This window comes from Pseudomonas sp. GW823-FHT02E01, assembly GCF_058797535.1.
The window spans coordinates 32,885-56,116 of record NZ_JBXAJS010000007.1 but is presented as its reverse complement, the minus strand read 5'-3'; the positions used below and the strand labels follow the sequence as shown (position 1 = coordinate 56,116).

Sequence of the window (23,232 nt, the reverse complement as noted above, 5' to 3'; positions counted from 1 at the left end):
GAATGAGCGATAGCAACAATCAACGTTACCCCACACTACCGACATCCTTCAGGGTGTTGGAGTAGACGAACTCGCCCAGCGCGTCACGCCAAACATCTGGATAATTTTCGAGTGACCGCAGCGCCACTGCCTTGGCATTCACAGGTTGGACAGGAGGGGTTAGGGCTTGTATCGCATTACCCAGCGCGACATACGCTTTCCGATGCCGTACCCCACCACTAGCCAACAGAACCCCGAAACGCGAGGGCGCACCAAACTTGAGATGCTCGACGAATGCCAGTACACCCTCGTTCACCGCAATGCCACGTTCGAGCAAAAGTCGAGCAAGAAGGGAGACACCCTGCTCGACCAGTGTTTGCAATGAATACGTGACGGCACGCGCGTGAATCCCCAGGATCTCGTCGACTTCCATCCGCGCTGATTGGGCGATCTCGGCAAACGTTGCACCACGTATCCACTGCCAGATAATCCCGAAGAACGTGGGTCTGACGGTTTCAAGATCCTGACCATTGTCCAGCCTGAATGCCACGCGCACGTCTGATTGGAGCTCTGTATCCTGCCAGGCCCAGCCCAGAATCGCTGAAAGAAGGTCGTCCGATGCAGGATCGACAGGGCTCGCCCAGTCCGCCCTGCTCGACAATAGAACCTGTTCAACGAACTCCAGAAGACGCACCTTGGCTCCAGTATCCTGAAGCCAAGCGATCTTGCCTTGGGCCCTGAGCGAAATCAGACGCTGAGCGCGCAACTCAAAGACCCTCCGCAGCGTAACGGCAGAGCCGGCAGGCAGCTGGTGGGCAGCAAACGTATGGTCGGACAGGTCGATAGCCACCCTTAGAAACTCAGCGTCCCCGATCTCTTCCGCGATCAGCTCAATGAGCGTTGCATCCACTCCATCAATAAGCGGATGGCTGTAAGGCTGGCTCTCCAGGAACTGATTGTCGAGCGCGATACGGTGGGTGCTCAGGAACACCTCAAGCTCTCCAATCAGGGTACGCAGCGACCCCCTGACAGGCTCCCCAGCCCCGGCAGTAGCGACGGGAAGCACCAACCACCACTGATCGGGATTCGCACAGATCACCAGCCCCTTGGTATTGGCGCCGGCACGACCGGCTCGACCGACCAGGTTCTTGATGTCGCGGGCGAGCATGTTCTCAGGTCGCCCGCTACCAACACGGCGCTGCACCGAATACAGCACAAGCGAGCGGATCGGCAGGTTCACTCCTTCTGCGAGCGTGCTGGTACAGATGACCAGCTGGACTCGCCGATCGCGCAGGAGCCCCTCCAAAACCTCTCGTGTCTCCTGGGGGATATCACCGTGGTGCAGCACAGCCCCATTGCTCAGCGACCTCGCGCCTATCCAACCGGCACCAAATTCAGCTTCGAGGTAGTCGACGCGCGTACGCAGCGCTTCAAGATCCGCATGATCAATGGGCTTGGGTAACGGTAATGGGCACTCCAACTGCTTGATGAGCTCTTCCGCCAAACCAATCGCACCCTGATCGCCACGCTTGTTTGCGGCGAATATCGCCGTGGTTCCCATAGGCAAAACCTTCCGGGCAGCAGCAACTGCCAGGGTCTTGGTTGACGAAAAACCATAAGTCTTCGTGCGCCCTGTACCGGGGTTCACGTACTGGAAAGTGTTTCGATCCAGGAAGCCATGGATCGAGTATTGCCGTTGCTGAGCATGGGGATGCATGTCCAGGCGAACAGACCTACCCACTCCGCTACCAGCGGATCGAAGGACGGAAAATTCGGCGATCGCCGGTCGGTAGCTGCTACGGATGACGGTGTCCTCGCTGCCGCCAAGCCACGCATTGACTTCCTCAATGTTCGGGATGATGGCAGACATGAACACGAAGCGGATCGGATTGACCTGGCGGGCCTTCATCCGCGCGAGTAACAGCTCCAGACCAATACCCCTGCCGGAGCTGTCGAGCAAATGCCCTTCATCGCAAATGACCAGTGATATCCGTTGGGCGAACGCTGGGTCAGCACTGAGGATTCCGGACAGCGACTCAGGGGTCGCGATAAGCGCGTTGATGTGATCAAGACCATGCACCTCGTCTCCCGACGGAATTGTCCCGCCATATGCGCAGCGTGCCGCGATACCCAAGCCGTTGAGCTGACGCACCAGAGAGTGGCGGAGCTCCGAGGCCAGCGACCGGTAAGGCACGATCATGATCGCGACCTGCGTGGGATTGCGCTTCAGGTGCCAGTACAGCAACGTTTCGCAGAGCGTGGTTTTGCCAGCTCCCGTTGGCATCTGCAAGGAATAGCTCTCGGCGTTGCCGAGCAGTCCCCTACCGATAGCCTGTATCTGGGAGGGGAAAAATTCCCAGGTCGATGGTTTGCGATCAATGAAGGAATTGATTAGAGGCGTCCAGAACGCATTACCGCCCTCTGGCAGGACAGCCCGGATGTTCGATGCTTCGAAACGAGCCAACAGCCGACTAAGCAAGGCTGCCGCCACCCACGTGTCCGGCCCATCCGCCAACGCGCTTTGTGCCTCGGCGGCACTCGCCTCAACGTTGCGGCCAAGCCCGAGCAGGTCGCCGTTGCGCAGTTGCTCCCGCACCTCGATGGCAGTCTGAGACCCCAGGTTGCTCGGGCGGGCCAGAAAGTCGTAGCACGCTGCCCATGGGCTTTCAGGATCAGCGGGCCGAGCCGACTGCCGCATGGCGAGGCAGGCCGACGCTGGAAAATCGCCAAAGTAAAACGCTGCAGCGGCGAACAGCGCTGCTTCGTCTTTCGAGATACCAAGCGCTTCTACCTGCTCAGCAGGGATCTCTTTCGAAAACTGAAGGAAGGCGTTACCCAGCTGTGCCCAGTCGTCACTGGGGGTGTTCGCGGAGTTGACCCTGTCGAACAGCTCCCCTACGAGCGAGATGTAGTAGTCGGCAAGACGACTCCCGATCCGAGCAAGTTCAATGGGTAATGCGGCTACGGAAAACTGACCCAGATGCCGGGCCATGTCTGCGTCATTGATCCAAGTCTGGAGAGAGGCCCTCATGTCAAAGCACCGACGCCCTGGCAGCTTCAAAAGCTGCGTTGTAGGTGGTGTGCAGATTCGGTACTGAGATCACCACGAGCGTGTACTCGTCGCTGGCCGTGGCGGGGGCATTGCTGAGTTCAGCAGTCACAAAATTCTCACAGATGACGGCGACGGCCCTGTACCGTAGGGCAACGGGCGGATGATCAACCGCGTTGATAAACCGGGTGAGAAGCGGAATGTCGACGTCACCGAGATCCTCAGTCATCGCGCGCTCACGCAACCACACCAGCGTACTCGCGAGCCGGCTGGTACGATCCTTTGCGCAGTCTGTGATAGCTGAGCCGATTGGGTCTGATGAGGCGGCAGTGGATTTGACCTTCACCTCAGCGCAGAGCACCTGATCTTCAGCACTGGCGGCTGGACGTTGGGGCATGATGAAGTGAATGACATCCGACTTGGGCGCTGGTTTGGTTCTGTCCTGCTTGAGCCGCCACTTCTTGGGGCCAATGGCGGTACCCGGATACTCCATGGCGGACTGATAGAAGTAACCGAGCACCTCGCCGAAGTCTCCCGCCATGGTCGCGCCGGCATCCGGAAGCTTGCTCGCCAGCACGTCTGAAAGCGTAAGTCCATGGCGATCCGCCGCAGCGTGAAGCACCTCATCGGTGATGTAGCAACGACGCAATGGCTCGGCCATCGCGGCCTCTAAAAGGGCCACCTGCTGGGGTGTCATCCTAACCAGCACGTACGGCTGCTCCTGCTCCTGCGGGAACCACTGAACAGCATTACCGAAGTCGAAACCGAGATCATCCATGAGTGATGGTCATCCTAAAAGAAAGCCCGGGAGCCGGCCCCATAGTCACCCTAGCGCCGAGTTACCGAGTAGTAGTGGATGGCCATTACGGTACGCTAAAAAATGGGACTGGTGTCAACTGGTCAGGTGATAGCGCGTTGTTTCCCGGCTCAGCGTACTCCGCAAGATGCCGCTCAAGGTAGTTAACGGCCCAAGGTCGCGGGAGCACAGATCGAGGCGTACATCAGTCCAGTGAGGCTCAGGATCGCCATGTTTTGGAACGTTTCCGACCCGATCTCATTGACAGCACTGAGCATTTTGGGGAGCGGAATCGTGAAGAAGTGTGACGCCGAAAAGGCGACAGATTGATTTTCTCGCATCACTGTCTATTGGGTCGACTTCTGTCGGTCAATGACACCCAGTGTGCTGATCAAGTCCGATGCAAACGACTGGTCAAGTCGAATGCAAAGGGTGGTCAAGTCCATGCAATTACGCATCAGGTGCGAGAAGACCAGAAAGGCATGCGGTCTTCATCACAAGCATGTGCGCTTTCCAGAATGGAAGTCGGAAATGCTCGGCCTGAAGCCGACCGACACCAGTGCTTAGTATTCAAGATAATGCCCTTACCCAACACAAGCTTTCAGCCGTCCAAAGGCGTCCAATTGCCTGAACGTCGACCTACCCATCTGACGCTTGAAGCTGGCCACGACGTACAAACTGTTCAGGGTGGTCAACACCCAGAACCTCCCTTCCTTACGCACAGATAAGATGTGCGAGGTTCGAATCATATGCCCATCCTGAAACCACTCACGCGGCCCTTTTCGTGCGTGATCAAAAACTATGGCGATGCACGTATTGCCTACGAATAGCGCGTCACTTAGGTACCCAGTGATCGGTGAATCGTAAGGCCATTGTTGGGCGCAAATGATCCTTTTGAGTTGAAAGTCAGTCAGGTGGCGGTCATGACGGCCTGCGTCGCTCGTGTCGAGCATGTTAGATCTCCATCCACTTTAATGATCTGACGTGGCTGAGGTGCCTCGCCCGAGCCAAGCTCTGGTGGCTATCGTGCTGATACCCACAAAACTAACTCTTGGTGCTAAATGGAAGACGCGATTTTCCCTGCGATCAACCATTTCCTTTGAGATCTAAGCATCGTCAGAGGCGTTCACCGGACTTGAGGAACTGGAGCAGGCTAGCTCTTCCGCCGCCTCGCTTGAAGGTACCTACAACGTAGTGTCCTTCATGCGTTGATAACACCCAGAACCGGCCTTCCTTTCGAGCCGATTGGATTTTTCCTGTTTGGATGATCGAGCAATCAGCGTGACGGCCTAAGTCATCCTTATCCAGATGGCCAAAGACCACACCCAAGCATGTGTCGTCTATGATCATCGCACCACTGATAAATGCCGTGATGACAATGGTGTACTTTTGATTTGTTGCTCGCACCAGACGAATCAACTCAAAGTCGGTCAGCCACTTACTATGGAACTCCACGTTAATAACTTCAGACAAAATGTCCTCCTAATGCATTTCCTTCCTCTTTGATTTCCATCCCCCTCGTTACTACGCTTGGACACTGGTGTAAATCTGCCCGGTCTCTGTCACGAATTCATAGATGGGCGGCTCTCTTTCAGTATTTCGCAGTATGATTTTGGTAAGAGGTTCCATCAGGTATTGACCTTGATGGTTCATCCAGGGTGGCGAAATCAGTGACACTTGGTTAACCAAAAAATCCGACTCGCCTAGCCATAGCTCCAGAAGAGTCTCTTCGTCACTCACAAGCTTCCTACACGGCCCGATCTTTCCATTAATCGAACCTACACCCTCTACAAAAAAGGAGTACGTACTGAAGGAAAGGTCAATGGTTTTCCAAAGAAGCAGCTCCTCATCAGGCCCGCCCTGTAGGTCTCCCCGAGTCGTTCTAAACAAATGAGTCTCCAGCCAATGGGCGCTACGCGATCATTTCATCGCTGCAAATGTACGAGATCAGATCAAAAAATAACTCGCATTCCCTTCAGGGAATGGGCGTCGATCAGTTGTCCAGGCGCATCGGTATAAGCTTTTTCGTCATCTATGTTGTGGAGACAAACCCGACGTCCCGTGGAGTCATATCCCACCAGCAACCCCGAAAGCCCCTCCATAATCCATTTGCCGGCTTTGTTCATCCACCCAGGCGTGACGACCTGAATTTCCGTAACGACAAAATCGCTGGTTTGTTGGGAAAGTATTTCTTCGAGCATATCGACGTCACTAATCATCATGGTGCGTGTCCATACCCTGCCCTCCAATCGCTCTTCGAGGACAACGTGATACCAAGCATGAGCCAAGTGGCGTTCAAACATTCGCCAGTTCGAATACCCATCCCCGAAGAAATTAGGAGTGCCCTCGGCAACGGTTTCATGACTTCTAAACATTTCTCATTCCCGTGGATCTACAGACCGCAGTTGCAGCTGACATTATTGATAAAGAGATAGTATCGAGGCGAGACTGGCCGACTTTTCGTCGCCGTCCGCCATCAAAACGTACACCGTGTTTTTGGTTTCAAAGAGAAATCCATCTTGAAATGAAATGGCCATGGTGCTGCGAACCCAGTTTCCGTAATCGAAGCGTCCTCGGCTGTCTAAGATGACTTTTTCGGCGAAAACAAACAGCGGCAGGTGGCCATGAACGCGGATTTTGGTGAGATCCCCATCGCTCGCTATCGCGCGCACGATCGTCCACTGCTGGACGATGCAAAAGCCCTTGTTCGGAAAGCGGCTCTGTACCAGCTGAATCAAGCTCTCTTGGCTTTCCGTAGAACCAAACCGAGGCTCTCCATTGGTGGAAAGGAGCTCACCGGCTGCTTGGATGTCTTCGAGTTCCAATCAAAAAGCCTCTGACAATACATGTGATATGTTCCGTACCCATGCCGCCCCCGCTTGACGGTGCTTGCCACTGCCAACGATATCCGGCGGCGAATAGATTGCCCGGGTGCACACTATATAGCGTCGATCCGGGCAACGCAACGTGGCTACATCCTCGCCTTTCGAGGAGCTCCTATGTCACTGAGCCAAGGCTTAGCAGCCGTTTTACGAGCGATTAGAGCCACCAAACACCTCGCTCAGAGCGACCTAGCATCTGCAGCAGGCCGTACATTTTTGTCTAGGATCGAACGGGCCAAGTCGGATGTGACACTCAGCAAGCTTGATGAAATCGCTTTAGCGGCTGGGCTTGACACTGTGACTTTGATGGTGCTCCGCGCAGTGGCTAATAACGGTAAAACGCCAGAGCAAATACTGAAATTTGTAGAGGAAGAGCTAGCGGAATTTAAAAGCCAGGGTGGCTTGGAAAAGCTAACTAGCCAGGTAGAGGATGGTGCGGTAGCGTCTCGGGCGAACAGTCGATTGGAAAAGCAGCTGGCAGTTCAAGAATGTAGGCAGTTTGGGATGACTCAGCGAGAAACCGCCGAAAAACTCCAACTACCCAAGTCGACCGTGGCTGATTTGTGGAAGGTTACAAATTGAAACCAGCAGATACCTATGCTGCTGACCCTATTAGCCCTCCATATCTGACTCAAAAAGGTATTGAACGACGCACTCGAGTTCGGCAAGACCTACAGCGTATCGGAAGACTGGTTTTTCCTTGCTGCCGATATTGATCTTGCGCGCCTCGTCAACCACTTCAGTCAGGCGTCCTAGACAGCCATTCTTCAGGTTTCTTCCCAAAGTCGTAAGCCGTGCCCCCCACTAGAGCATCTACGCAATCAGCGCAGACAGCTCCGCCTCCAGCAGCGCACGTAGACCAACCTGCCTGGAGAATGCTTTCGGTGGGAACTTGATAGCCTCTTCTACGGCACCAAGATCGCCTACGAAGACAACCTGAATCTGAGCCCTGGTAGCTGCCGTGTAGACGAAGGTTCGGTCGAGGATGCGCGATTTACGGACTGGGATGATAACCCTCTTGAATTGTGACCCCTGTGCCTTGTGCACCGTGATGGAGTACGCAAGCTCTATTGAATCGACGTCGGTGTCCAGAATGTAATGTTGAACACCATCGAAGGTCGCCATACCCAGCGCCATGGCGATTCGAGGCTTGTCCTCATCCCCCAGGTCTACTGATTGCAGTTTATCAAACACCTCATCAATCTGGCCAAGCGATCCGTTTTGCAGGTTCCGCACCCAGTCGTTTGCGGTGTACATAACCAGATCCCCGACACACAAGCCTGTTGCCTCGATCTCACCTGTTTCAGGGTTCTCCGCAAGTAAGGGGCTGCTGTGGTCAGCGTATTTGATATGGCAGGTTCGATTGATCGCCTCGACCCCAGCAAAGGCACAGGATCTGGTGGCTGAAAGAATCTGTGTATTTACCGAATCTTGCTCATAGAGCCGGATAACAGTCGAAATGATTTGATCATCGGAGCAAGGCAAAAACACGACGTCATCTGCCTCGTTAGAGCTGAATGTCGGCTGTATTCCATCGCGAATCTGGCGGGATGCCAAAGGTATGGCGGACTCTTTCGACTGACGCTTAACCTCGATTAGTTCAGTGGTCGGCACTCCGGGCATGCTGCACAGCACGTGCAGGATAAGCCCGGCTCCAATGGGTGGTAGTTGGTAAGGGTCGCCAACCAGGATCACCTGACTTTCAGGTGGTAGTTTCTGAACCAGACGGTAGAACGTGACAAGATCAAGCATCGACGCTTCATCAATGACGATGATTGGCGCCGGCCCCATTTCTTTATCGGTCACCTTCGCCAGAAAGCCTGCAATAGTCCGCGCTTCCTCACCCGTAGCTTCAATCATACGAGCGGTGGCTCGGCCAGATAGCGCCATTTGGAATCGAGGTCGACCTGTCGTATCGAGGGCTTTATACAGAGCCTTTAGTACAGTGGTTTTTCCTACTCCGGCACCGCCAGTGATGATGCTGAAGCGTTTGGCAAACGAGGTAGCTACTGCGAGCTTCTGAGCTTGGTTCAAACCAAATGCAGGAAGCCCCAGATGCACCCTCTCCCCCGCCTCAAACTGCTTGATGACCTCGCTTACATCCACAGCGAACAGCTGTGGCTGCAACGACGGGGTAACGATCAGGTCTCGGATGAACTGAGCACAACGTCGCTCCATCAACCATGAACCAGGTGCAAATAGCATCACACCCAGGTGATCGAGCTCCTTGCATACAAACTGACCGGCTGACGAGCCCGCCAACAAGGCCTTTGCCAGCGCCGCGCTTGGAGCTGAATGGGGTCTGATCAGTTGCCCGACGGTGGCCTGAAGATCTCTAAGTGAGCTGCATGTGTGGCCTTTCTCAGAAGCTCGATACAGAGCCTCCTCCAATGCCGCAGCAATCCTTCGATCATCATCAATGCTCACGCCAAAGCTATCTCTGGCGATGCCATCCACCAGCCCCCATACCCCTGCGAAACTGAGAAGCCGATACGGATCACTGGTCAGCGCGGAGATCGTGTTCTTCTTGTGGAACCGAATTGCTTTCCTGGCTAGGCCTAGTGGGATTTGCTTGTCCTGGACGAAGCGGAGTGTTTTAGCATCTCCGTCTTCAGCCCAACGCTTGAACATGCCCTCTCGAACATCTTCAGTCGGGATGATCAGCATTAGGGCTTCGTGATCAGCATGATCGAGCACTTCATAAAGCCGCTCTCCCAGAGTATCCCAAAGCCGAGTGGCCTTAACCTCACCAACCCCTCTGACGTTGTCACCTAACCACTGGATTACTTGAGAGCCGCTCGGGCGAATAAGGCGAATATCCTGGGCATTAACGGTCATTTCATTGATCGCAAACGCGCCATGAGTCCTCAGGATAGTGGTGACTTCGCCATAGACCTCGAAGATGGCGCCCACAGCGATGTCAGAGAGCTTGGCGATAGCGTCCGCCACCTTGATAACCACAGGTCTCGACCGGTCATTGATGCCCCGAATAACATCCATGCGATGACCGAAAGCGATGCACCCTTTACGGTTAGCAGAACGGATGCTGGTGATGCGCACGCTGATGTTGATCAGCACAGGGGCGATGGCATTCATCTAGGCATCCTTCCGGTTTCTTCGAGAAATTCAGTCATCAGCGTATGGCGATCCAGCATCTGCTTAGCGGCCTGGAGCTCGGCCCGAAGGGCTGCGTTTTCCTGCTCCAATGAGTTCAGGCGCTGACTGTCCTGTCGCCGCTGTTTCGCATCCCCATCTCTCAGTGGAGGCTCGGCTTTTTGCCCGGCTGGCAACGAGGCCACTAGTGGCGCCAACACCCCAGCAGCTCGAAGCTCGTTCTCAAGGGTTTCCAGGGCTGCACGGATGGCTGGGTTCTGCGTGAGCGCGCTCTTCCCAAACCCGCATTCGGCAGCGATCTCAGAACGTTTCAACTTGCCCCGGTGGACGTACTCTCTGAAGTCTCCATCTGACTTCGAGGTTGCCCAGGCAAGAAATGCAGCGTGGTTTTGTTCAGCAATCTGCTGCCCGTTAGCCATCAGGATTTCGCCTCTGAGGAGTCACGGTCAACAAACGGCAGCGGAGCATCAAGCTTGTCCGCCGACACGTTGAATTTATGGGCGTTGTACTGCCAACGCATGAACCGCTCCAACAACCGTTCGTTCTCACGCTCTAGTCGGTGATTTTCAGCCTCAAGCCGACGAATTCTCTGCTCGGCGATGCTGAGGCTCGCTGGTCGCTTGGTTGAAACAAAACCGGACTTCAGCCTGGCCTTATGGTGAGTGAACGCGCTCTTGATCTTCTCGTGTGAATTCAGGGTTTGCCGAGTAGGCCGCGTCCCTATCAACGGCTCAATAGCATCGCAGAGCGCCTCCCAGGCAAGCTTTCCCTCCCAGCCGTCAATCAGGCTGACAATCAGATTTAGGTCTTTTGGACTCAAATGCTTTGCCATGGCTTACATCCCCATCAACGCACGTAGCTCGTCCATGTCCGGCTCTTGGACTTTAGGAGCAGGTAGGCTTGGCGCAGTTGACCGGGCGGCGATAGCACGCTTCAGCGGGCTGAACTCTTGGTCATTGCTCAACCGAATGATGGTGCCGTCAGGAGTGTCCTTTGACTCCAAAATCACGATTAGTTGATCCACCCGTTCCAGAGTTTTGATCTGATGCTGACTCCAGCGGTCGGCACCGTAGATACCGTCTTCGTTCGCCGCCTGAGCCTTAATAAGCTGAATGCGGATACTTTCACGATGGCTTTTGAGCCTTTCGAGCTTGCCGGCATCACCCTTGACGCAAACTTGCTCGGTGCAATTCAGGCAGTCACGGTGCTTCTGGCACGGCACCATTGAGTAGTCATGCACGCAAAAGCCGAAAATTGTGATGTGTGCAATCCCCTCACCCACGGCGTCGAGGTCAGCCAACGTTACTGGTGTGTTCTCCCTAATCTTGGTCAACGCGACACCAATCCCCGCTTCCCTGGCCATCTCGACATGCTCATCAGCTGTCATGTGGTTATAGGTAGCGTTCTGGTGGATGTTGGCTCGCCCTGACCATTTGGCGATGTCCAACTGGCCTAGGCTGCCGCGTTGGGCCAGTGTGTTCAGGTAGTGGCGAACTTGGTGAGATGTCATGGAGATGGGAGTACCGTCAGGGTTCTTGTAGCCATTCCGCTCCCAAATGCTGCGCTCTTGGCCATCGATGTAGTTGATGTCAGAGGTGAACGTACTCTTCCCTGGCGCCCAGACAATGATAGGCCGAGGCGGCATATCCAACCGCAGTTCATTCTGACGAAAGCAGCAAAGGGCTTCGGAATACTTGATGTGCCGTTCTTTATTAAGCCATGGCCACCCCTTTGGCAGCTTGCTGTGCATGAAGCCATTGAGAAATGAAAGCGTCACAAACCCTTTACGGGCATATATTTCGCCGTATGGCTCGTACCCCCGAAACGCGGTTTTGAGGGCGTCTCTAGCATTTCCACTCGCCGAGACACCTAAAGCTTGGCAGGCTTGCTCATTCGTTAGTTGCTGATTCTCCCCTACATTCGGGCAATTTTCGTGGCGGTAAAACTTGTCTGGATGGCTTTCAAGCCACTTCGCAAGCTTGCGGCCTGGCTCAGACATTTCGGTGAGACGACGAACTGCTTCCTCGGCGATTTGCACCATCGGGGTGGGTATCCACTTGATGTCGGATTCATATCCCTTGCCGGCGTAGAACCTCAGCCCCGTGCGCTCGATGCCCTTTGCGTCAATCTCCCGATACAAGCAGTTCACTGGAAGATCCTGAACTTCTGTAATCCTGGACGGTGCGCACATGCACAGCGCAAAGATCGACGTAGTGAAGCGATCACGCGCGCCTTGCAGGTCGTTGTTGAACATCTCAGCCATTGCTTCGAGCATGTAGTCGTGAGGCATTTTTTCCTCGCGCCGCAGCTTGGCAACATCATCCGTACGATGAATCTCTTTTGGCTTTTTGATGGGATTTTTCCAAGCGATTGGCGCTGGAATGATGCGGCTTTCATTCAAAAATTCGACTAGCTTCACTAGGCTGATGCCAGCTTGATACGACGAGGCATCATAAGTGCGCGCTACTTTCGCGGCCTCATCCAAGACACTAATGTCAGTTAGCGTTATGTCAGCGGAACCTTTGATTTCAAGCAAAGCAGCTTCAATGCAACGGATCGCCTTGAACTCGTTTTTGAGCTTGTTCGGATTATGTCCCTGCTGGTAACGAACGTAGGCTTTGGCGAACGGAATGATGCCGGCGTTAAGGAGCTGATCCTCGGAATAACCACGGGATGGTGCGCCTTTCTTTGTGAAGTTACCCACACCTGGCCACGCATTACTGTACCAATCGAGATCGGCGCCAAAAACTGTAAGCCTGTCCCGGCACATGAGAATGAACTCGTCCAGGTGCTGCCGGCTGGAGAGCTGGGCTTTGGGGACAAACAGGAAAACATTAGACATTGGCGAGATCGCTCTTCATTGCGTTGCAACGGGTTACTACATCACTGACTGCAAGAATGAGTCTGTCGTTGACAGATGCGATCTTCAGGTCGCCTGTGCCTTCATAAACGCTGTCACGCTCACGAATGAGTTCATCCAATACAAGCTCATGTGGCCCATCCAACCATGGCTGAAAGTGAGAGCAGGTGTAACAAGCCACAGGAGCAAGCGCGCCACAGAATCCAAAGCTACCGCAACTACCCACGTTGCCACCGGCACTACATATCCTGCTGGAACGATCATTGCCACGACGCGCTTTGGTTTCGTTCACAACTAGAACGCCCTGGAAAGCTTGCGCCAGAGGAGCGAGCTGCAGAGCTACAGCCTTGTCGATACGCTCGACAATCTCCGGAATGTTCCTCACATACACACCAGCGTTTTGGATATCTGAGTGGTCGAGAGCTTCGGCGATGACGTATTCGCCCCTGCCTTCCCTTGCGAGGTTAGTTCCAAGGGTGTAGCGGAAGCGGTAGGGATTGATGCTGGTAATCGCCCCTGTTCGCTCACTGATCACACCAATTACTTCTCGAACCTTTGTCAAGGCATAACCAACTTGAGACACCCGAGCATGTAAGAAATCACCAGAAAGTTGCGATTTCAGGCTCTCAACAGCATCGTAATTTTTGATATTCGGAAACAGGGGAAACTCCAAGACCAGATCCCGCGAAATCGGCCCCTCCACATATTCAGAAAAGACAGCCTGAACATAATCTGCTTGTTTATTAAGTAACTCCCACAGATCCTCTACGATCTGATACCTCGAAAACGAAGCACGCCAGCCACTATTACGTTGCTTGGCTCGCGGAAAGTTAATAAAGTAGAGCCCCCCTACTGAGATCAGATCTTTTAGCTTCAATGCCGTGATCTGCGCTGGGCGCCGTCCAGTCAGCGACAAAGTCATCGCATAGCAGGTATCAGTAAGCTCAAGCTTTCCATTTGCATAGCATTCGATAACTTTCGAGACAATGGCTTCCATCTCAATGTCAGTAAGAGGCCCGCTCTCAGGACACATTGATTGCACAGCGTAGCCTTTCTCGTTCCCTTTAATCCTCCAACCTTCCATCATCTTCAACGTTTCAGAGGGTACGCCTGAATAACCAAGACTGATCCAAGTACGAAGGAGCGCACGCAAGGAACTCAGTTCCCACTCGCTATCTGCCAGGTTCGAACGATGGGAAATCATTGACTCCGGGCTCAGCAGTGGCAGGCTAGAAGTCCCTTCACAGTAAACTTTGAAGCGGCGATACACAGCCATGGTGTACTGTGCAGAGCTTGTTTCGCCATAGATCGCCAAGACCTGCCTGAATGCCCTCTTGAACTCAGGCTCCAGAAAGCTAGGCAGTGTATCGAGATTGAATGCAATATCCTTGCTTAACCTCCAGTAATTCGAGTTAATATCAACCTCATAGCCATCCTTAGAAATGAACTCAACGCGCTCGTACAGGCTCGCAGCAAGATTACTTGTGAGCATCGGCAGGCTTCCCCAAATGTTTGTTTTGCAACCCAATCACAGCTTTACCTGCCTCTTCTTTTATATGACGCTTGTTATAAGTACCCGCTGTACTAGAGGTCTCACTCCAGCCCATCAAGTACGAGCGAAGTTTTTGCTCACGTTCATCAGACATGCCATTCTTATCGCTTCGCTGTGAAAACATATAATTCCAGTGGTGACGAAGTGCGTGCGTGTGCAGCTCAGAAAACTCATCAGCAAGGCTAGACAAAGTAGCAATGAACTTTCCGAACCCAGAGTTTGAAAGAGGCCAACCCTGGGTACGACCGGAGCGGTGGATAACGAACAGATATCCGTGTTTGCGCGCGCCCGGAACCTTGCTGCGGCATTTCGAAATGTACTCATGAATTCGATCCATGAGCTCAGGAATTAGAGGAAACGTTCGCTCCCTCGTTTTCACCAATGGTTGATAAGTTCTCGGGTCGTCAGGAGAATCTGCTCGCCGCACAACCTTGAGCGTGTTCTTCGCAAAATCGAAATCTTCCATTCTGAGGTTCAGTAACTCGCTGCGCCTCATGCCAGTAAGGCGCAGGAGAGCAAACATCAATGCATTGCGAACCTGGAGACCATGATCGGCAACCGGGTTTGATTCGTTACCTGGTCGAAGGGTCTCCTCAAGGGCATCCAAAACGGCATCATCCAGATGGATATCAGACCTGTCTTGCTCAACCTTGTCGCCAATCTTCGGTCGATTGGCTTTGATCCGAGCGACCATAGATAGGATAGCCTCCCCGCTCGATTGAGACACCGGGTACAGCCTGTCGGCAAGGAATCGAACATATCCAGAGATCACCGTCATGCGGTTGTATTGATTGCCCTTGCTCACTCGTCTTTGTCGGCCCTTGATCGGCACGACCTTTCCATCTCTCGGGCGGGTATCAGCCAACGGTTTCTGCATGAAATCCCGAAGCGAGTGAATTTCATGAGGCAACAGCAGCTCGCTCCGCTTAAAACGCGACTCCAAATCAAGCCCGTAGTAATCCTGCCAGGCGTACATCGCTTTCAGTGCAGACAGAGCGTTGTCGATTGTATTGATGGAAAGCGAGGCACCACGCAGCTCGGCAGTCACGTACAGGGCTGGGTAGTAGAGGGGCATGCCAGAGTCATCTACGAGGACGGAAAATCTCTCTCCGCCCTCTCCCTGAAACCTTCTCACTGACAGTTGCATACTCACCTCGAATTCCTTACGTAAATTCAAGGTATGAGCCTAGTAAAATCTAGTCAAGAAATTTTTTACAGCCCAAAAACGAGAAAACCCCCGCAAGGCGGGGGTTTTCCAAAGAAACTTTACAAAAAAGTCTCTACGGTTCCTCAGAACGGGATATCGTCATCAAAGCTGTCGAAATCCGGAGCCGGCTGAGGAGCGGCCTGCTGTGGAGCCGGGCGCGACTGTTGCGGCGCCGACTGCTGTGGACGTGGAGCCTGCTGGCGTGGCGCGGACTGCTGGTAGTTGTTACCACCGCCCTGGCCCTGCTGGTCGCCCTGTGGACGGCCGCCCAGCAGTTGCATGGTGCCTTGCATGTCGACCACGATTTCGGTGGTGTAACGCTTGATACCGTCTTTTTCCCACTCGCGGGTCTGCAGCTTGCCTTCGATGTAGACCTGAGAACCTTTACGCAGGTATTCGCCAGCGATTTCTGCAACCTTGCCGAACATCGACACACGGTGCCATTCGGTCTTTTCAACTTTCTGACCGGTTTGCTTGTCGGTCCACTGTTCGCTGGTCGCCAGACTCAGGTTGGTCACGGCGTTACCGTTAGGCAAGTAGCGAACTTCGGGATCCTGGCCGCAAGTGCCGACCAATATGACTTTGTTAACCCCACGGGCCATAACGTTCTCCTAGGCTACGCACGCTGCCCCGGCCGGGTTGTTCACCAGGCTCTCAAGGGTGGTGCGATCCAATAGTTCGGTGTCCAGTTTGATGTAAATCGCCGCCTCTTCCGCGACGATGACTGCATCTGTTATCCCTACGACCGCCTTCAGGCGCTCGACCAGACCCGCTTCGCGGATCGCCTCGGGCGACAACGGCAAGCGCAGGCTCGTGACGTAGGGAGGTTCGCGCATGGTAACAGCAAAGGCCAGCCAGAGGGCAGCCAGACCGGCGCATCCGAGGAACACAACCGACAGACCGCCATGCTGGAACAGCCAACCGCCTAGAATGCCGCCCAATGCCGACCCGAGGAACTGGCTGGTGGAATAAACCCCCATCGCCGTGCCCTTGCCGCCGGCCGGTGAAACCTTGCTGATCAGCGATGGCAACGAAGCTTCCAGCAGATTGAACGCGGTGAAGAACACCACCGTACCGATCACCAGAGCCCGCAAGCTGTCGCCGAACTGCCAGAAGAATAGCTCAGTGAACATCAGCGTCACGACGGCACCGAGTAAAACTCGTTTCATTTTGCGTTTCTTCTCGCCGTAGATAATGAACGGGATCATGGCGAAGAAAGAAATCAGCAACGCGGTCAGGTACACCCACCAGTGCTGCTCTTTTGGCAGCCCGGCTTTCTCGACCAGCGCCAGCGGCAAGGCGACGAAGCTGGACATCAACATCGCGTGCAACACAAAAATACCCAGGTCCAGCCGTAGCAGGTCCGGGTGCTTGAGCGTCGGCATCAATGCCTGGCGCGCAACACCGGACTCGCGATGCTGCAATGTCCCGGTAGAGCGCGGCACCATGAACATGACGATCACAATGCCGAGCAGCGCCATGCCGCCCGTGGCGAGGAACAACCCGGACAGACCAAAAGCGCGGGTCAGCAACGGGCCGACCACCATGGCGACGGCGAACGACAGACCGATGGTCATGCCGATCATGGCCATGGCTTTGGTCCGATGCTGCTCCCGGGTCAGGTCTGACAACAAGGCCATGACCGCGGCTGAAATCGCCCCGGCACCTTGCAGGATTCGCCCGGCGATCACGCCCCAGATCGAATCGGCATTGGCCGCCAGCAGACTGCCGAGGGCAAACACGATCAGGCCCAGGTAAATCACCGGGCGGCGACCGATCCTGTCGGAAATGAAACCGAAAGGAATCTGGAAAACTGCCTGGGTCAGGCCATAAGCGCCAATCGCCAGACCGATCAGGGCCGGCGTGGCTCCGGCCAGGTCCATCCCATAGGTCGCCAAAACCGGCAACACCATGAACATGCCAAGCATACGGAAGGCGAACACCAGGGCCAGACCGCTTGCCGCGCGGGTCTCGCTGCCGCTCATGCGCTCGCTGTGGGGATCGTGCATGGAAAAACCTCATGTGAACCGGCGGCGATTCTACCAGTCCCATCGATTGGCAGGGTATATCGCGACGCTTTGCCGCGTGTAGATGACAGAGCTTTCATGCAAGGCAGCAATAGCAGCATTCGATAGTGTGCATCCATCCAGTATTTGGCCGTATACTCCTACGTTTTCGACGCCCGCCGAGCGAGGCCACCTTGGACAAGATCCTGATTCGTGGGGCTCGAACCCACAACCTGAAGAACATCGACCTGACCCTGCCACGGGACAAGCTGATCGTCATCACCGGCCTGTCCGGCTCCGGCAAGTCGTCCCTGGCTTTCGATACCCTGTACGCCGAAGGTCAGCGCCGCTACGTCGAATCGCTATCGGCCTACGCCCGGCAGTTCCTGTCGATGATGGAAAAGCCCGACGTCGACACTATCGAAGGCCTGTCGCCGGCGATCTCCATCGAACAGAAGTCGACCTCGCACAACCCGCGCTCGACGGTCGGCACTATCACCGAAATCTACGACTACCTGCGCCTGCTTTATGCACGTGTGGGTATTCCCCGTTGCCCGGATCACGACATCCCGCTTGAAGCGCAGACCGTCAGCCAGATGGTCGACCTGGTCCTCGCCGAACCGGAGGGCAGCAAGCTGATGCTGTTGGCGCCGGTCATCCGCGAGCGCAAAGGCGAGCACCTGTCGGTTTTCGAAGAGCTGCGCGCGCAGGGTTTTGTCCGCGCCAGAATCAATGGAAAGCTCTATGAGCTGGACGAAGCTCCCAAGCTCGACAAGCAGAAAAAACATACCATCGATGTCGTGGTCGACCGCTTCAAGGTTCGCGCCGACCTGCAACAACGCCTGGCCGAATCCTTCGAGACCGCGCTGAAACTGGCGGACGGCATCGCCCTGGTGGCGCCGATGGACGACGAGCCGGGTGAAGAGATGATCTTCTCCGCACGCTTCGCCTGCCCGATCTGCGGCCACGCGATCAGCGAACTGGAACCCAAGCTGTTCTCCTTCAACAACCCTGCCGGCGCTTGCCCGACCTGCGATGGTCTGGGGGTGAAGCAGTTCTTCGACATCAAACGCCTGGTCAATGGCGAACTGACCCTGGCCGAAGGGGCGATTCGTGGCTGGGACAGGCGTAACGTCTACTACTTCCAGATGCTCGGCTCGCTGGCCTCGCACTACAAGTTCAGTCTGGAAGTTCCGTTCAACGAATTGCCGGCCGATCAGCAGAAATTCATCCTGCACGGCAGCGGTTCGCAAAACGTCGACTTCAAATACCTGAACGACCGTGGCGATATCGTCAAACGCTCGCACCCGTTCGAAGGCATCGTGCCGAACCTGGAACGCCGTTACCGCGAAACCGAATCGGCATCGGTGCGCGAAGAACTGGCCAAGTTCCTCAGCACCCAGTCGTGCCCGGATTGCCGTGGCACCCGCCTGCGGCGTGAAGCGCGGCATGTGTGGGTCGGCGAGAAAACCCTGCCGGCAGTGACCAACCTGCCGATCGGCGATGCGTCCGATTATTTTGGCGGGCTCAAGCTCACCGGACGACGTGGCGAAATTGCCGACAAGATCCTCAAGGAAATCCGCGAGCGCCTGCAGTTCCTGGTCAACGTCGGCCTCGACTACCTGTCGCTGGATCGCAGCGCGGACACCTTGTCCGGTGGCGAGGCCCAGCGTATTCGTCTGGCGAGCCAGATTGGCGCCGGCCTGGTGGGCGTCCTGTACATCCTCGACGAACCCTCCATCGGCCTGCATCAGCGCGATAACGACCGGCTGCTGGGCACCCTCAAGCACCTGCGCGATATCGGTAACACGGTGATCGTGGTCGAGCACGACGAAGACGCAATCCGCCTGGCCGACTACGTGGTGGACATCGGCCCGGGCGCTGGCGTGCACGGCGGGCATATCGTCGCCGAAGGCACACCGGCCGAGGTCATGGCTCACCCGGACTCGCTGACGGGTAAATACCTGTCGGGCCGGGTGAAGATCGAAGTCCCGGCCAAACGTACACCGCGCAACAAGAAGCTGACGCTGTCGCTCAAGGGCGCGCGCGGCAACAACCTGCGCAATGTCGACCTGGAGATTCCGATCGGCCTGCTGACCTGTGTGACCGGCGTGTCCGGCTCCGGCAAGTCGACGCTGATCAACAACACCCTGTTCCCTTTGAGCGCCACGGCGCTGAATGGCGCCACTACCCTCGAAGCGGCCGTACACGACAGCATCAAGGGCCTGGAGCACCTGGACAAGGTCGTCGACATCGACCAGAGCCCGATCGGCCGTACACCGCGCTCCAACCCGGCGACCTACACCGGTTTGTTCACGCCGATCCGCGAGTTGTTCGCTGGCGTACCGGAGTCCCGCTCCCGGGGCTATGGTCCGGGGCGTTTCTCCTTCAACGTCAAGGGTGGCCGCTGCGAAGCTTGTCAGGGCGACGGCCTGATCAAGGTCGAGATGCACTTCCTGCCGGACATCTACGTGCCCTGCGACGTGTGCAAGAGCAAGCGATACAACCGCGAAACCCTTGAGATCAAGTACAAGGGCAAGAGCATCCACGAAACCCTCGAGATGACCATCGAGGAAGCACGGGTGTTCTTCGATGCCGTACCGGCCCTGGCGCGCAAGCTGCAAACATTGATGGACGTCGGCCTGTCGTACATCAAGCTGGGGCAATCGGCGACCACGCTGTCCGGCGGTGAAGCCCAACGGGTGAAACTGTCCCGCGAGCTGTCCAAGCGCGATACCGGCAAGACCCTGTACATCCTGGACGAACCTACCACCGGTCTGCACTTCGCGGATATCCAGCAACTGCTGGACGTGTTGCATCGCCTGCGCGACCACGGCAACACCGTGGTGGTGATCGAACACAACCTGGACGTGATCAAGACCGCTGACTGGCTGGTGGACCTGGGTCCGGAGGGTGGTTCCAAGGGCGGGCAGATCATTGCCGTCGGCACCCCGGAAGAAGTGTCAGAGATGAAGCAGTCCCACACCGGTTACTACCTCAAGCCGCTGCTGGAGCGTGATCGGGCTTGACCGCCCCCATGAAAAAGCCCCTGTCACTTCATCAGTGACAGGGGCTTTTTTTATTCGCAGCAATCAGGTGTGGGATTGCAGGTAGTTCTCTAGCCCGATCAACTTGATCAGACCCAACTGCTTCTCGAGCCAGTAGGTGTGATCTTCTTCGGTGTCATGCAATTGAACCCGCAGCATTTCGCGGCTGACGTAGTCCTTGTGTTGTTCGCAGAGCTTGATGCCCTTGCACAACGCAGCCCGTACTTTGTATTCCAGGCGCAAATCCGCTTCGAGCATCTCTGTCACCGTGGTGCCGACGTCGAGATCGTCCGGACGCATGCGCGGCGTGCCCTCGAGCATCAGAATCCGGCGCATCAGGGCGTCAGCGTGCCCTGCTTCCTCTTCCATCTCGTGGTTGATTCGTTCGTAGAGCTTGGTGAAACCCCAGTCCTCATACATCCGCGAGTGGACGAAATATTGATCACGCGCGGCCAGTTCGCCGGTCAGCAACGTGTTGAGGTAATCCATCACATCTGGGTGGCCTTGCATCGCCCTACATCTCCCTGCTTTAAAGTTGTAGTTTGAACCAACATGCCCTTATCGTCACTCGCAAGACGCAATAAAAGCGAAGATATTCTGAGAAAACCGGCTGAAATAACGCAAAAACCGCCCAAACAAGGGCGGTTCTGCTTCTCATTTAGACTTCGTTAAGCTGTACGTTGAGCAGCTTTGCGATTGCTTCTCCATACGCCGGGTCAGCCTTGTAGAAATGCTGCAACTGGCGATCAACCACATCACTCGATACACCCGCCATCGCACCGGCGATGTTGCTAACCAGCAATGATTGCTGCTCCCCAGTCATCAAGCGGAACAACGCGCCGGCGTGGCTGTAGTAGTCGGTATCCTCGCGGTGATCGTAACGATCAGCCGCACCGCTCAGTGCCAATGGCGGCTCTGCATAGCGAGGCGCTTGCTTCGGCGACTCAACGTAGCTGTTCGGCTCGTAGTTTGGTGCTGCACCGCCGTTACTGCCAAACGCCATCGAACCATCACGCTGGTAGCTGTTCACCGGACTGCGAGGCGCATTAACCGGCAATTGCTGGTGATTGGTGCCAACACGGTAGCGGTGAGCATCCGCGTAAGCGAATACTCGACCTTGCAGCATGCGGTCAGGCGATAAGCCAACACCTGGGACCATGTTGCTGGGACCGAATGCCGCTTGCTCGACTTCAGCAAAGTAGTTCAGCGGATTGCGATTGAGCTCCAGCTCTCCGACTTCAATCAGTGGAAACTCTTTCTGCGACCAGGTCTTGGTGACATCAAAGGGGTTCTCGTAGTGCGCCGCTGCCTGAGCTTCGCTCATGATCTGGATGCATACGCGCCATTTCGGGAAATCACCCTGCTCGATGGCATTGAACAGGTCGCGCTGGGCGTAATCCGGATCAGTGCCCGCCAGGCGCGCTGCCTCCGCTGGAGCAAGGTTCTTGATCCCCTGCCTGGTCTTGTAGTGCCACTTCACCCAGTGACGCTCACCTTGAGCGTTGATGAGGCTGTAAGTGTGGCTGCCGAAGCCATGCATGTGACGGTATCCATCAGGGATACCCCGGTCGGAGAACAGGATGGTGACCTGGTGCAGCGCCTCGGGCGAATGCGACCAGAAGTCCCACATCGCCTGGGCACTCTTCAGGTTGCTTTGCGGCAAACGCTTCTGGGTGTGGATAAAGTCCGGGAACTTCAGTGGATCGCGAATGAAGAACACGGGGGTGTTGTTGCCGACGATGTCCCAGTTGCCTTCCTCGGTATAAAACTTCAAGGCGAACCCGCGCGGATCACGCTCGGTATCAGCCGAACCCCGCTCACCACCCACGGTGGAAAACCGCAGGAAAGTCGGGGTTTGCTTGCCGACTGTCTCAAACAGCTTCGCGCTGGTGTATTGAGTGATATCGCGCGTCACGGTGAACGTACCGTAGGCACCCGAGCCTTTGGCGTGTACACGGCGCTCAGGGATGTTTTCACGGTTGAAGTGGGCAAGCTTCTCGATCAGGTGAAAGTCGTCGAGCAGCAGCGGGCCACGAGGGCCGGCGGAACGGGAATTCTGGTTATCGGCAACAGGAGCGCCACTGGCGGTGGTAAGCGTTTTGTTTTGGCTCATGCGATCTTCCTTCCTCTGTCGGTCTTGAACTGCCGGCTATCGGCTGAGAAGGAGTATTGATCATCAATATGACAGCTACAAATTCATTAACTTGCAGACATCGATAGATAAAAACTAATGATCATCCCCATCACATAATGACGACGAGGACGCGGGAGGCGCTTGTACAGAGGGCGCGTTTCTTACAGGCACAAAAAACCGGGCACTAGGCCCGGTTCTTTGTTTCAGACTGACGTCTTACTCGGCAGATACAGCTTCGCCAGCAGTAGCACGATCAACCAACTCGACGTACGCCATAGGCGCGTTGTCGCCAGCGCGGAAACCGCACTTGAGGATGCGCAGGTAGCCACCCTCACGGGTAGCGTAACGCTTGCCCAGGTCGTTGAAGAGCTTACCAACGATAGCTTTCGAACGAGTACGGTCGAAAGCCAGACGGCGGTTAGCAACGCTATCTGTCTTGGCCAAAGTGATCAGCGGCTCGGCAACGCGGCGCAGTTCTTTAGCTTTTGGCAGAGTAGTTTTGATCAGCTCGTGCTCGAACAGCGACACCGCCATGTTTTGGAACATGGCCTTGCGGTGCGAGCTGGTGCGGCTCAGGTGACGACCACTTTTACGATGACGCATGGT

18 protein-coding genes are annotated in these 23,232 nt (G+C 55.5%); 2 read left to right on the top strand and 16 right to left on the bottom strand.

Annotated elements, in window-relative coordinates; genetic code table 11:
• Positions 1 to 25 precede the first annotated feature (25 nt).
• From AC1RDQ_RS18220 to AC1RDQ_RS18200, 5 genes are all read right to left on the bottom strand, one after another.
• Complete coding sequence (locus AC1RDQ_RS18220; RefSeq protein WP_492587819.1) at positions 26 to 2,971, bottom strand: DEAD/DEAH box helicase; 2,946 nt, start codon at positions 2,969 to 2,971, stop codon at positions 26 to 28.
• Positions 2,972 to 3,011: 40 nt separating this feature from the next.
• Entirely contained in the window at positions 3,012 to 3,806 is a 795-nt protein-coding gene (locus AC1RDQ_RS18215; protein WP_207848959.1) for a Hachiman antiphage defense system protein HamA, read from the bottom strand.
• A gap of 1,134 nt (positions 3,807 to 4,940) precedes the next feature.
• Positions 4,941 to 5,297: a hypothetical protein gene (locus AC1RDQ_RS18210; protein ID WP_492587818.1), complete on the bottom strand. Its 357-nt coding sequence runs from the start codon at positions 5,295 to 5,297 to the stop codon at positions 4,941 to 4,943.
• A gap of 479 nt (positions 5,298 to 5,776) precedes the next feature.
• Entirely contained in the window at positions 5,777 to 6,199 is a 423-nt protein-coding gene (locus AC1RDQ_RS18205; RefSeq protein ID WP_090326209.1) for a hypothetical protein, read from the bottom strand.
• A 42-nt stretch (positions 6,200 to 6,241) separates the two neighbouring features.
• Complete coding sequence (locus AC1RDQ_RS18200; protein WP_492587817.1) at positions 6,242 to 6,649, bottom strand: DUF6957 family protein; 408 nt, start codon at positions 6,647 to 6,649, stop codon at positions 6,242 to 6,244.
• 174 nt (positions 6,650 to 6,823) lie between these two features.
• Between AC1RDQ_RS18200 and AC1RDQ_RS18195 the strand changes: the two genes are divergently transcribed.
• Complete coding sequence (locus tag AC1RDQ_RS18195) at positions 6,824 to 7,288, top strand: helix-turn-helix domain-containing protein (protein ID WP_492587816.1); 465 nt, start codon at positions 6,824 to 6,826, stop codon at positions 7,286 to 7,288.
• 231 nt (positions 7,289 to 7,519) lie between these two features.
• On the opposite strand, the gene AC1RDQ_RS18190 is transcribed toward AC1RDQ_RS18195, so the two are convergent.
• The 8 genes from AC1RDQ_RS18190 to AC1RDQ_RS18155 form a co-directional block, all read right to left on the bottom strand.
• Positions 7,520 to 9,802 carry an AAA family ATPase gene (locus AC1RDQ_RS18190; protein ID WP_492587815.1) on the bottom strand — a complete coding sequence of 761 codons (2,283 nt, stop codon included), beginning with the start codon at positions 9,800 to 9,802 and terminating at the stop codon, positions 7,520 to 7,522.
• Positions 9,799 to 10,239 (bottom strand): VPA1267 family protein, encoded by a 441-nt coding sequence (locus AC1RDQ_RS18185; protein ID WP_492587814.1) that lies wholly within the window; start codon positions 10,237 to 10,239, stop codon positions 9,799 to 9,801. The genes AC1RDQ_RS18190 and AC1RDQ_RS18185 overlap by 4 nt, the downstream gene beginning before the upstream one ends.
• Positions 10,239 to 10,652 carry a hypothetical protein gene (locus tag AC1RDQ_RS18180; protein ID WP_490603118.1) on the bottom strand — a complete coding sequence of 138 codons (414 nt, stop codon included), beginning with the start codon at positions 10,650 to 10,652 and terminating at the stop codon, positions 10,239 to 10,241. The genes AC1RDQ_RS18185 and AC1RDQ_RS18180 overlap by 1 nt, the downstream gene beginning before the upstream one ends.
• Before the next feature lie 3 nt (positions 10,653 to 10,655).
• The gene (locus AC1RDQ_RS18175) at positions 10,656 to 12,662 is read right to left on the bottom strand and encodes an integrase (protein ID WP_492587813.1); all 2,007 of its coding nucleotides are present in this window, start codon (positions 12,660 to 12,662) and stop codon (positions 10,656 to 10,658) included.
• A complete protein-coding gene (locus AC1RDQ_RS18170; RefSeq protein ID WP_492587812.1) occupies positions 12,655 to 14,172 on the bottom strand; it encodes a site-specific integrase in 1,518 nt (505 codons plus the stop codon). The genes AC1RDQ_RS18175 and AC1RDQ_RS18170 overlap by 8 nt, the downstream gene beginning before the upstream one ends.
• The gene (locus AC1RDQ_RS18165; protein ID WP_490604291.1) at positions 14,159 to 15,379 is read right to left on the bottom strand and encodes a tyrosine-type recombinase/integrase; all 1,221 of its coding nucleotides are present in this window, start codon (positions 15,377 to 15,379) and stop codon (positions 14,159 to 14,161) included. The genes AC1RDQ_RS18170 and AC1RDQ_RS18165 overlap by 14 nt, the downstream gene beginning before the upstream one ends.
• A 143-nt stretch (positions 15,380 to 15,522) precedes the next feature.
• On the bottom strand, positions 15,523 to 16,041 hold the full coding sequence (locus AC1RDQ_RS18160) for a single-stranded DNA-binding protein (RefSeq protein ID WP_007984430.1): 519 nt from the start codon (positions 16,039 to 16,041) through the stop codon (positions 15,523 to 15,525).
• Between the two features lie 9 nt (positions 16,042 to 16,050).
• Positions 16,051 to 17,448, bottom strand: a complete 1,398-nt coding sequence (locus AC1RDQ_RS18155; RefSeq protein ID WP_492587811.1) for an MFS transporter — start codon at positions 17,446 to 17,448, stop codon at positions 16,051 to 16,053.
• Positions 17,449 to 17,639: 191 nt separating this feature from the next.
• Here AC1RDQ_RS18155 and uvrA point away from each other — a divergent pair, with 191 nt between their 5' ends.
• Entirely contained in the window at positions 17,640 to 20,474 is a 2,835-nt protein-coding gene (uvrA, locus tag AC1RDQ_RS18150) for an excinuclease ABC subunit UvrA (protein WP_057713101.1), read from the top strand.
• A gap of 63 nt (positions 20,475 to 20,537) precedes the next feature.
• Here the strand turns inward: uvrA and bfr are convergent, their stop codons facing one another.
• From bfr to rplQ, 3 genes are all read right to left on the bottom strand, one after another.
• Positions 20,538 to 21,002, bottom strand: a complete 465-nt coding sequence (bfr, locus tag AC1RDQ_RS18145; RefSeq protein WP_492587810.1) for a bacterioferritin — start codon at positions 21,000 to 21,002, stop codon at positions 20,538 to 20,540.
• A gap of 148 nt (positions 21,003 to 21,150) precedes the next feature.
• Positions 21,151 to 22,605, bottom strand: coding sequence for a catalase (locus AC1RDQ_RS18140; protein WP_150814487.1), 1,455 nt, complete (start codon positions 22,603 to 22,605; stop codon positions 21,151 to 21,153).
• Positions 22,606 to 22,842: 237 nt separating this feature from the next.
• Positions 22,843 to 23,229 carry a 50S ribosomal protein L17 gene (gene rplQ, locus AC1RDQ_RS18135; RefSeq protein WP_007970429.1) on the bottom strand — a complete coding sequence of 129 codons (387 nt, stop codon included), beginning with the start codon at positions 23,227 to 23,229 and terminating at the stop codon, positions 22,843 to 22,845.
• Positions 23,230 to 23,232 lie beyond the last annotated feature (3 nt).

Coding starts and splice junctions, on each gene's coding strand:
- AC1RDQ_RS18220 (WP_492587819.1), bottom strand. CDS start 2,971: ATGGCCCGGCATCTGGGTCAGTTTTCCGTAGCCGCATTACCCATTGAA.
- AC1RDQ_RS18215 (WP_207848959.1), bottom strand. CDS start 3,806: ATGGATGATCTCGGTTTCGACTTCGGTAATGCTGTTCAGTGGTTCCCG.
- AC1RDQ_RS18205 (WP_090326209.1), bottom strand. CDS start 6,199: ATGTTTAGAAGTCATGAAACCGTTGCCGAGGGCACTCCTAATTTCTTC.
- AC1RDQ_RS18195 (WP_492587816.1), top strand. CDS start 6,824: ATGTCACTGAGCCAAGGCTTAGCAGCCGTTTTACGAGCGATTAGAGCC.
- AC1RDQ_RS18190 (WP_492587815.1), bottom strand. CDS start 9,802: ATGAATGCCATCGCCCCTGTGCTGATCAACATCAGCGTGCGCATCACC.
- AC1RDQ_RS18185 (WP_492587814.1), bottom strand. CDS start 10,239: ATGGCTAACGGGCAGCAGATTGCTGAACAAAACCACGCTGCATTTCTT.
- AC1RDQ_RS18180 (WP_490603118.1), bottom strand. CDS start 10,652: ATGGCAAAGCATTTGAGTCCAAAAGACCTAAATCTGATTGTCAGCCTG.
- AC1RDQ_RS18175 (WP_492587813.1), bottom strand. CDS start 12,662: ATGTCTAATGTTTTCCTGTTTGTCCCCAAAGCCCAGCTCTCCAGCCGG.
- AC1RDQ_RS18170 (WP_492587812.1), bottom strand. CDS start 14,172: ATGCTCACAAGTAATCTTGCTGCGAGCCTGTACGAGCGCGTTGAGTTC.
- AC1RDQ_RS18165 (WP_490604291.1), bottom strand. CDS start 15,379: ATGCAACTGTCAGTGAGAAGGTTTCAGGGAGAGGGCGGAGAGAGATTT.
- AC1RDQ_RS18160 (WP_007984430.1), bottom strand. CDS start 16,041: ATGGCCCGTGGGGTTAACAAAGTCATATTGGTCGGCACTTGCGGCCAG.
- AC1RDQ_RS18155 (WP_492587811.1), bottom strand. CDS start 17,448: ATGCACGATCCCCACAGCGAGCGCATGAGCGGCAGCGAGACCCGCGCG.
- bfr (WP_492587810.1), bottom strand. CDS start 21,002: ATGCAAGGCCACCCAGATGTGATGGATTACCTCAACACGTTGCTGACC.
- AC1RDQ_RS18140 (WP_150814487.1), bottom strand. CDS start 22,605: ATGAGCCAAAACAAAACGCTTACCACCGCCAGTGGCGCTCCTGTTGCC.
- rplQ (WP_007970429.1), bottom strand. CDS start 23,229: ATGCGTCATCGTAAAAGTGGTCGTCACCTGAGCCGCACCAGCTCGCAC.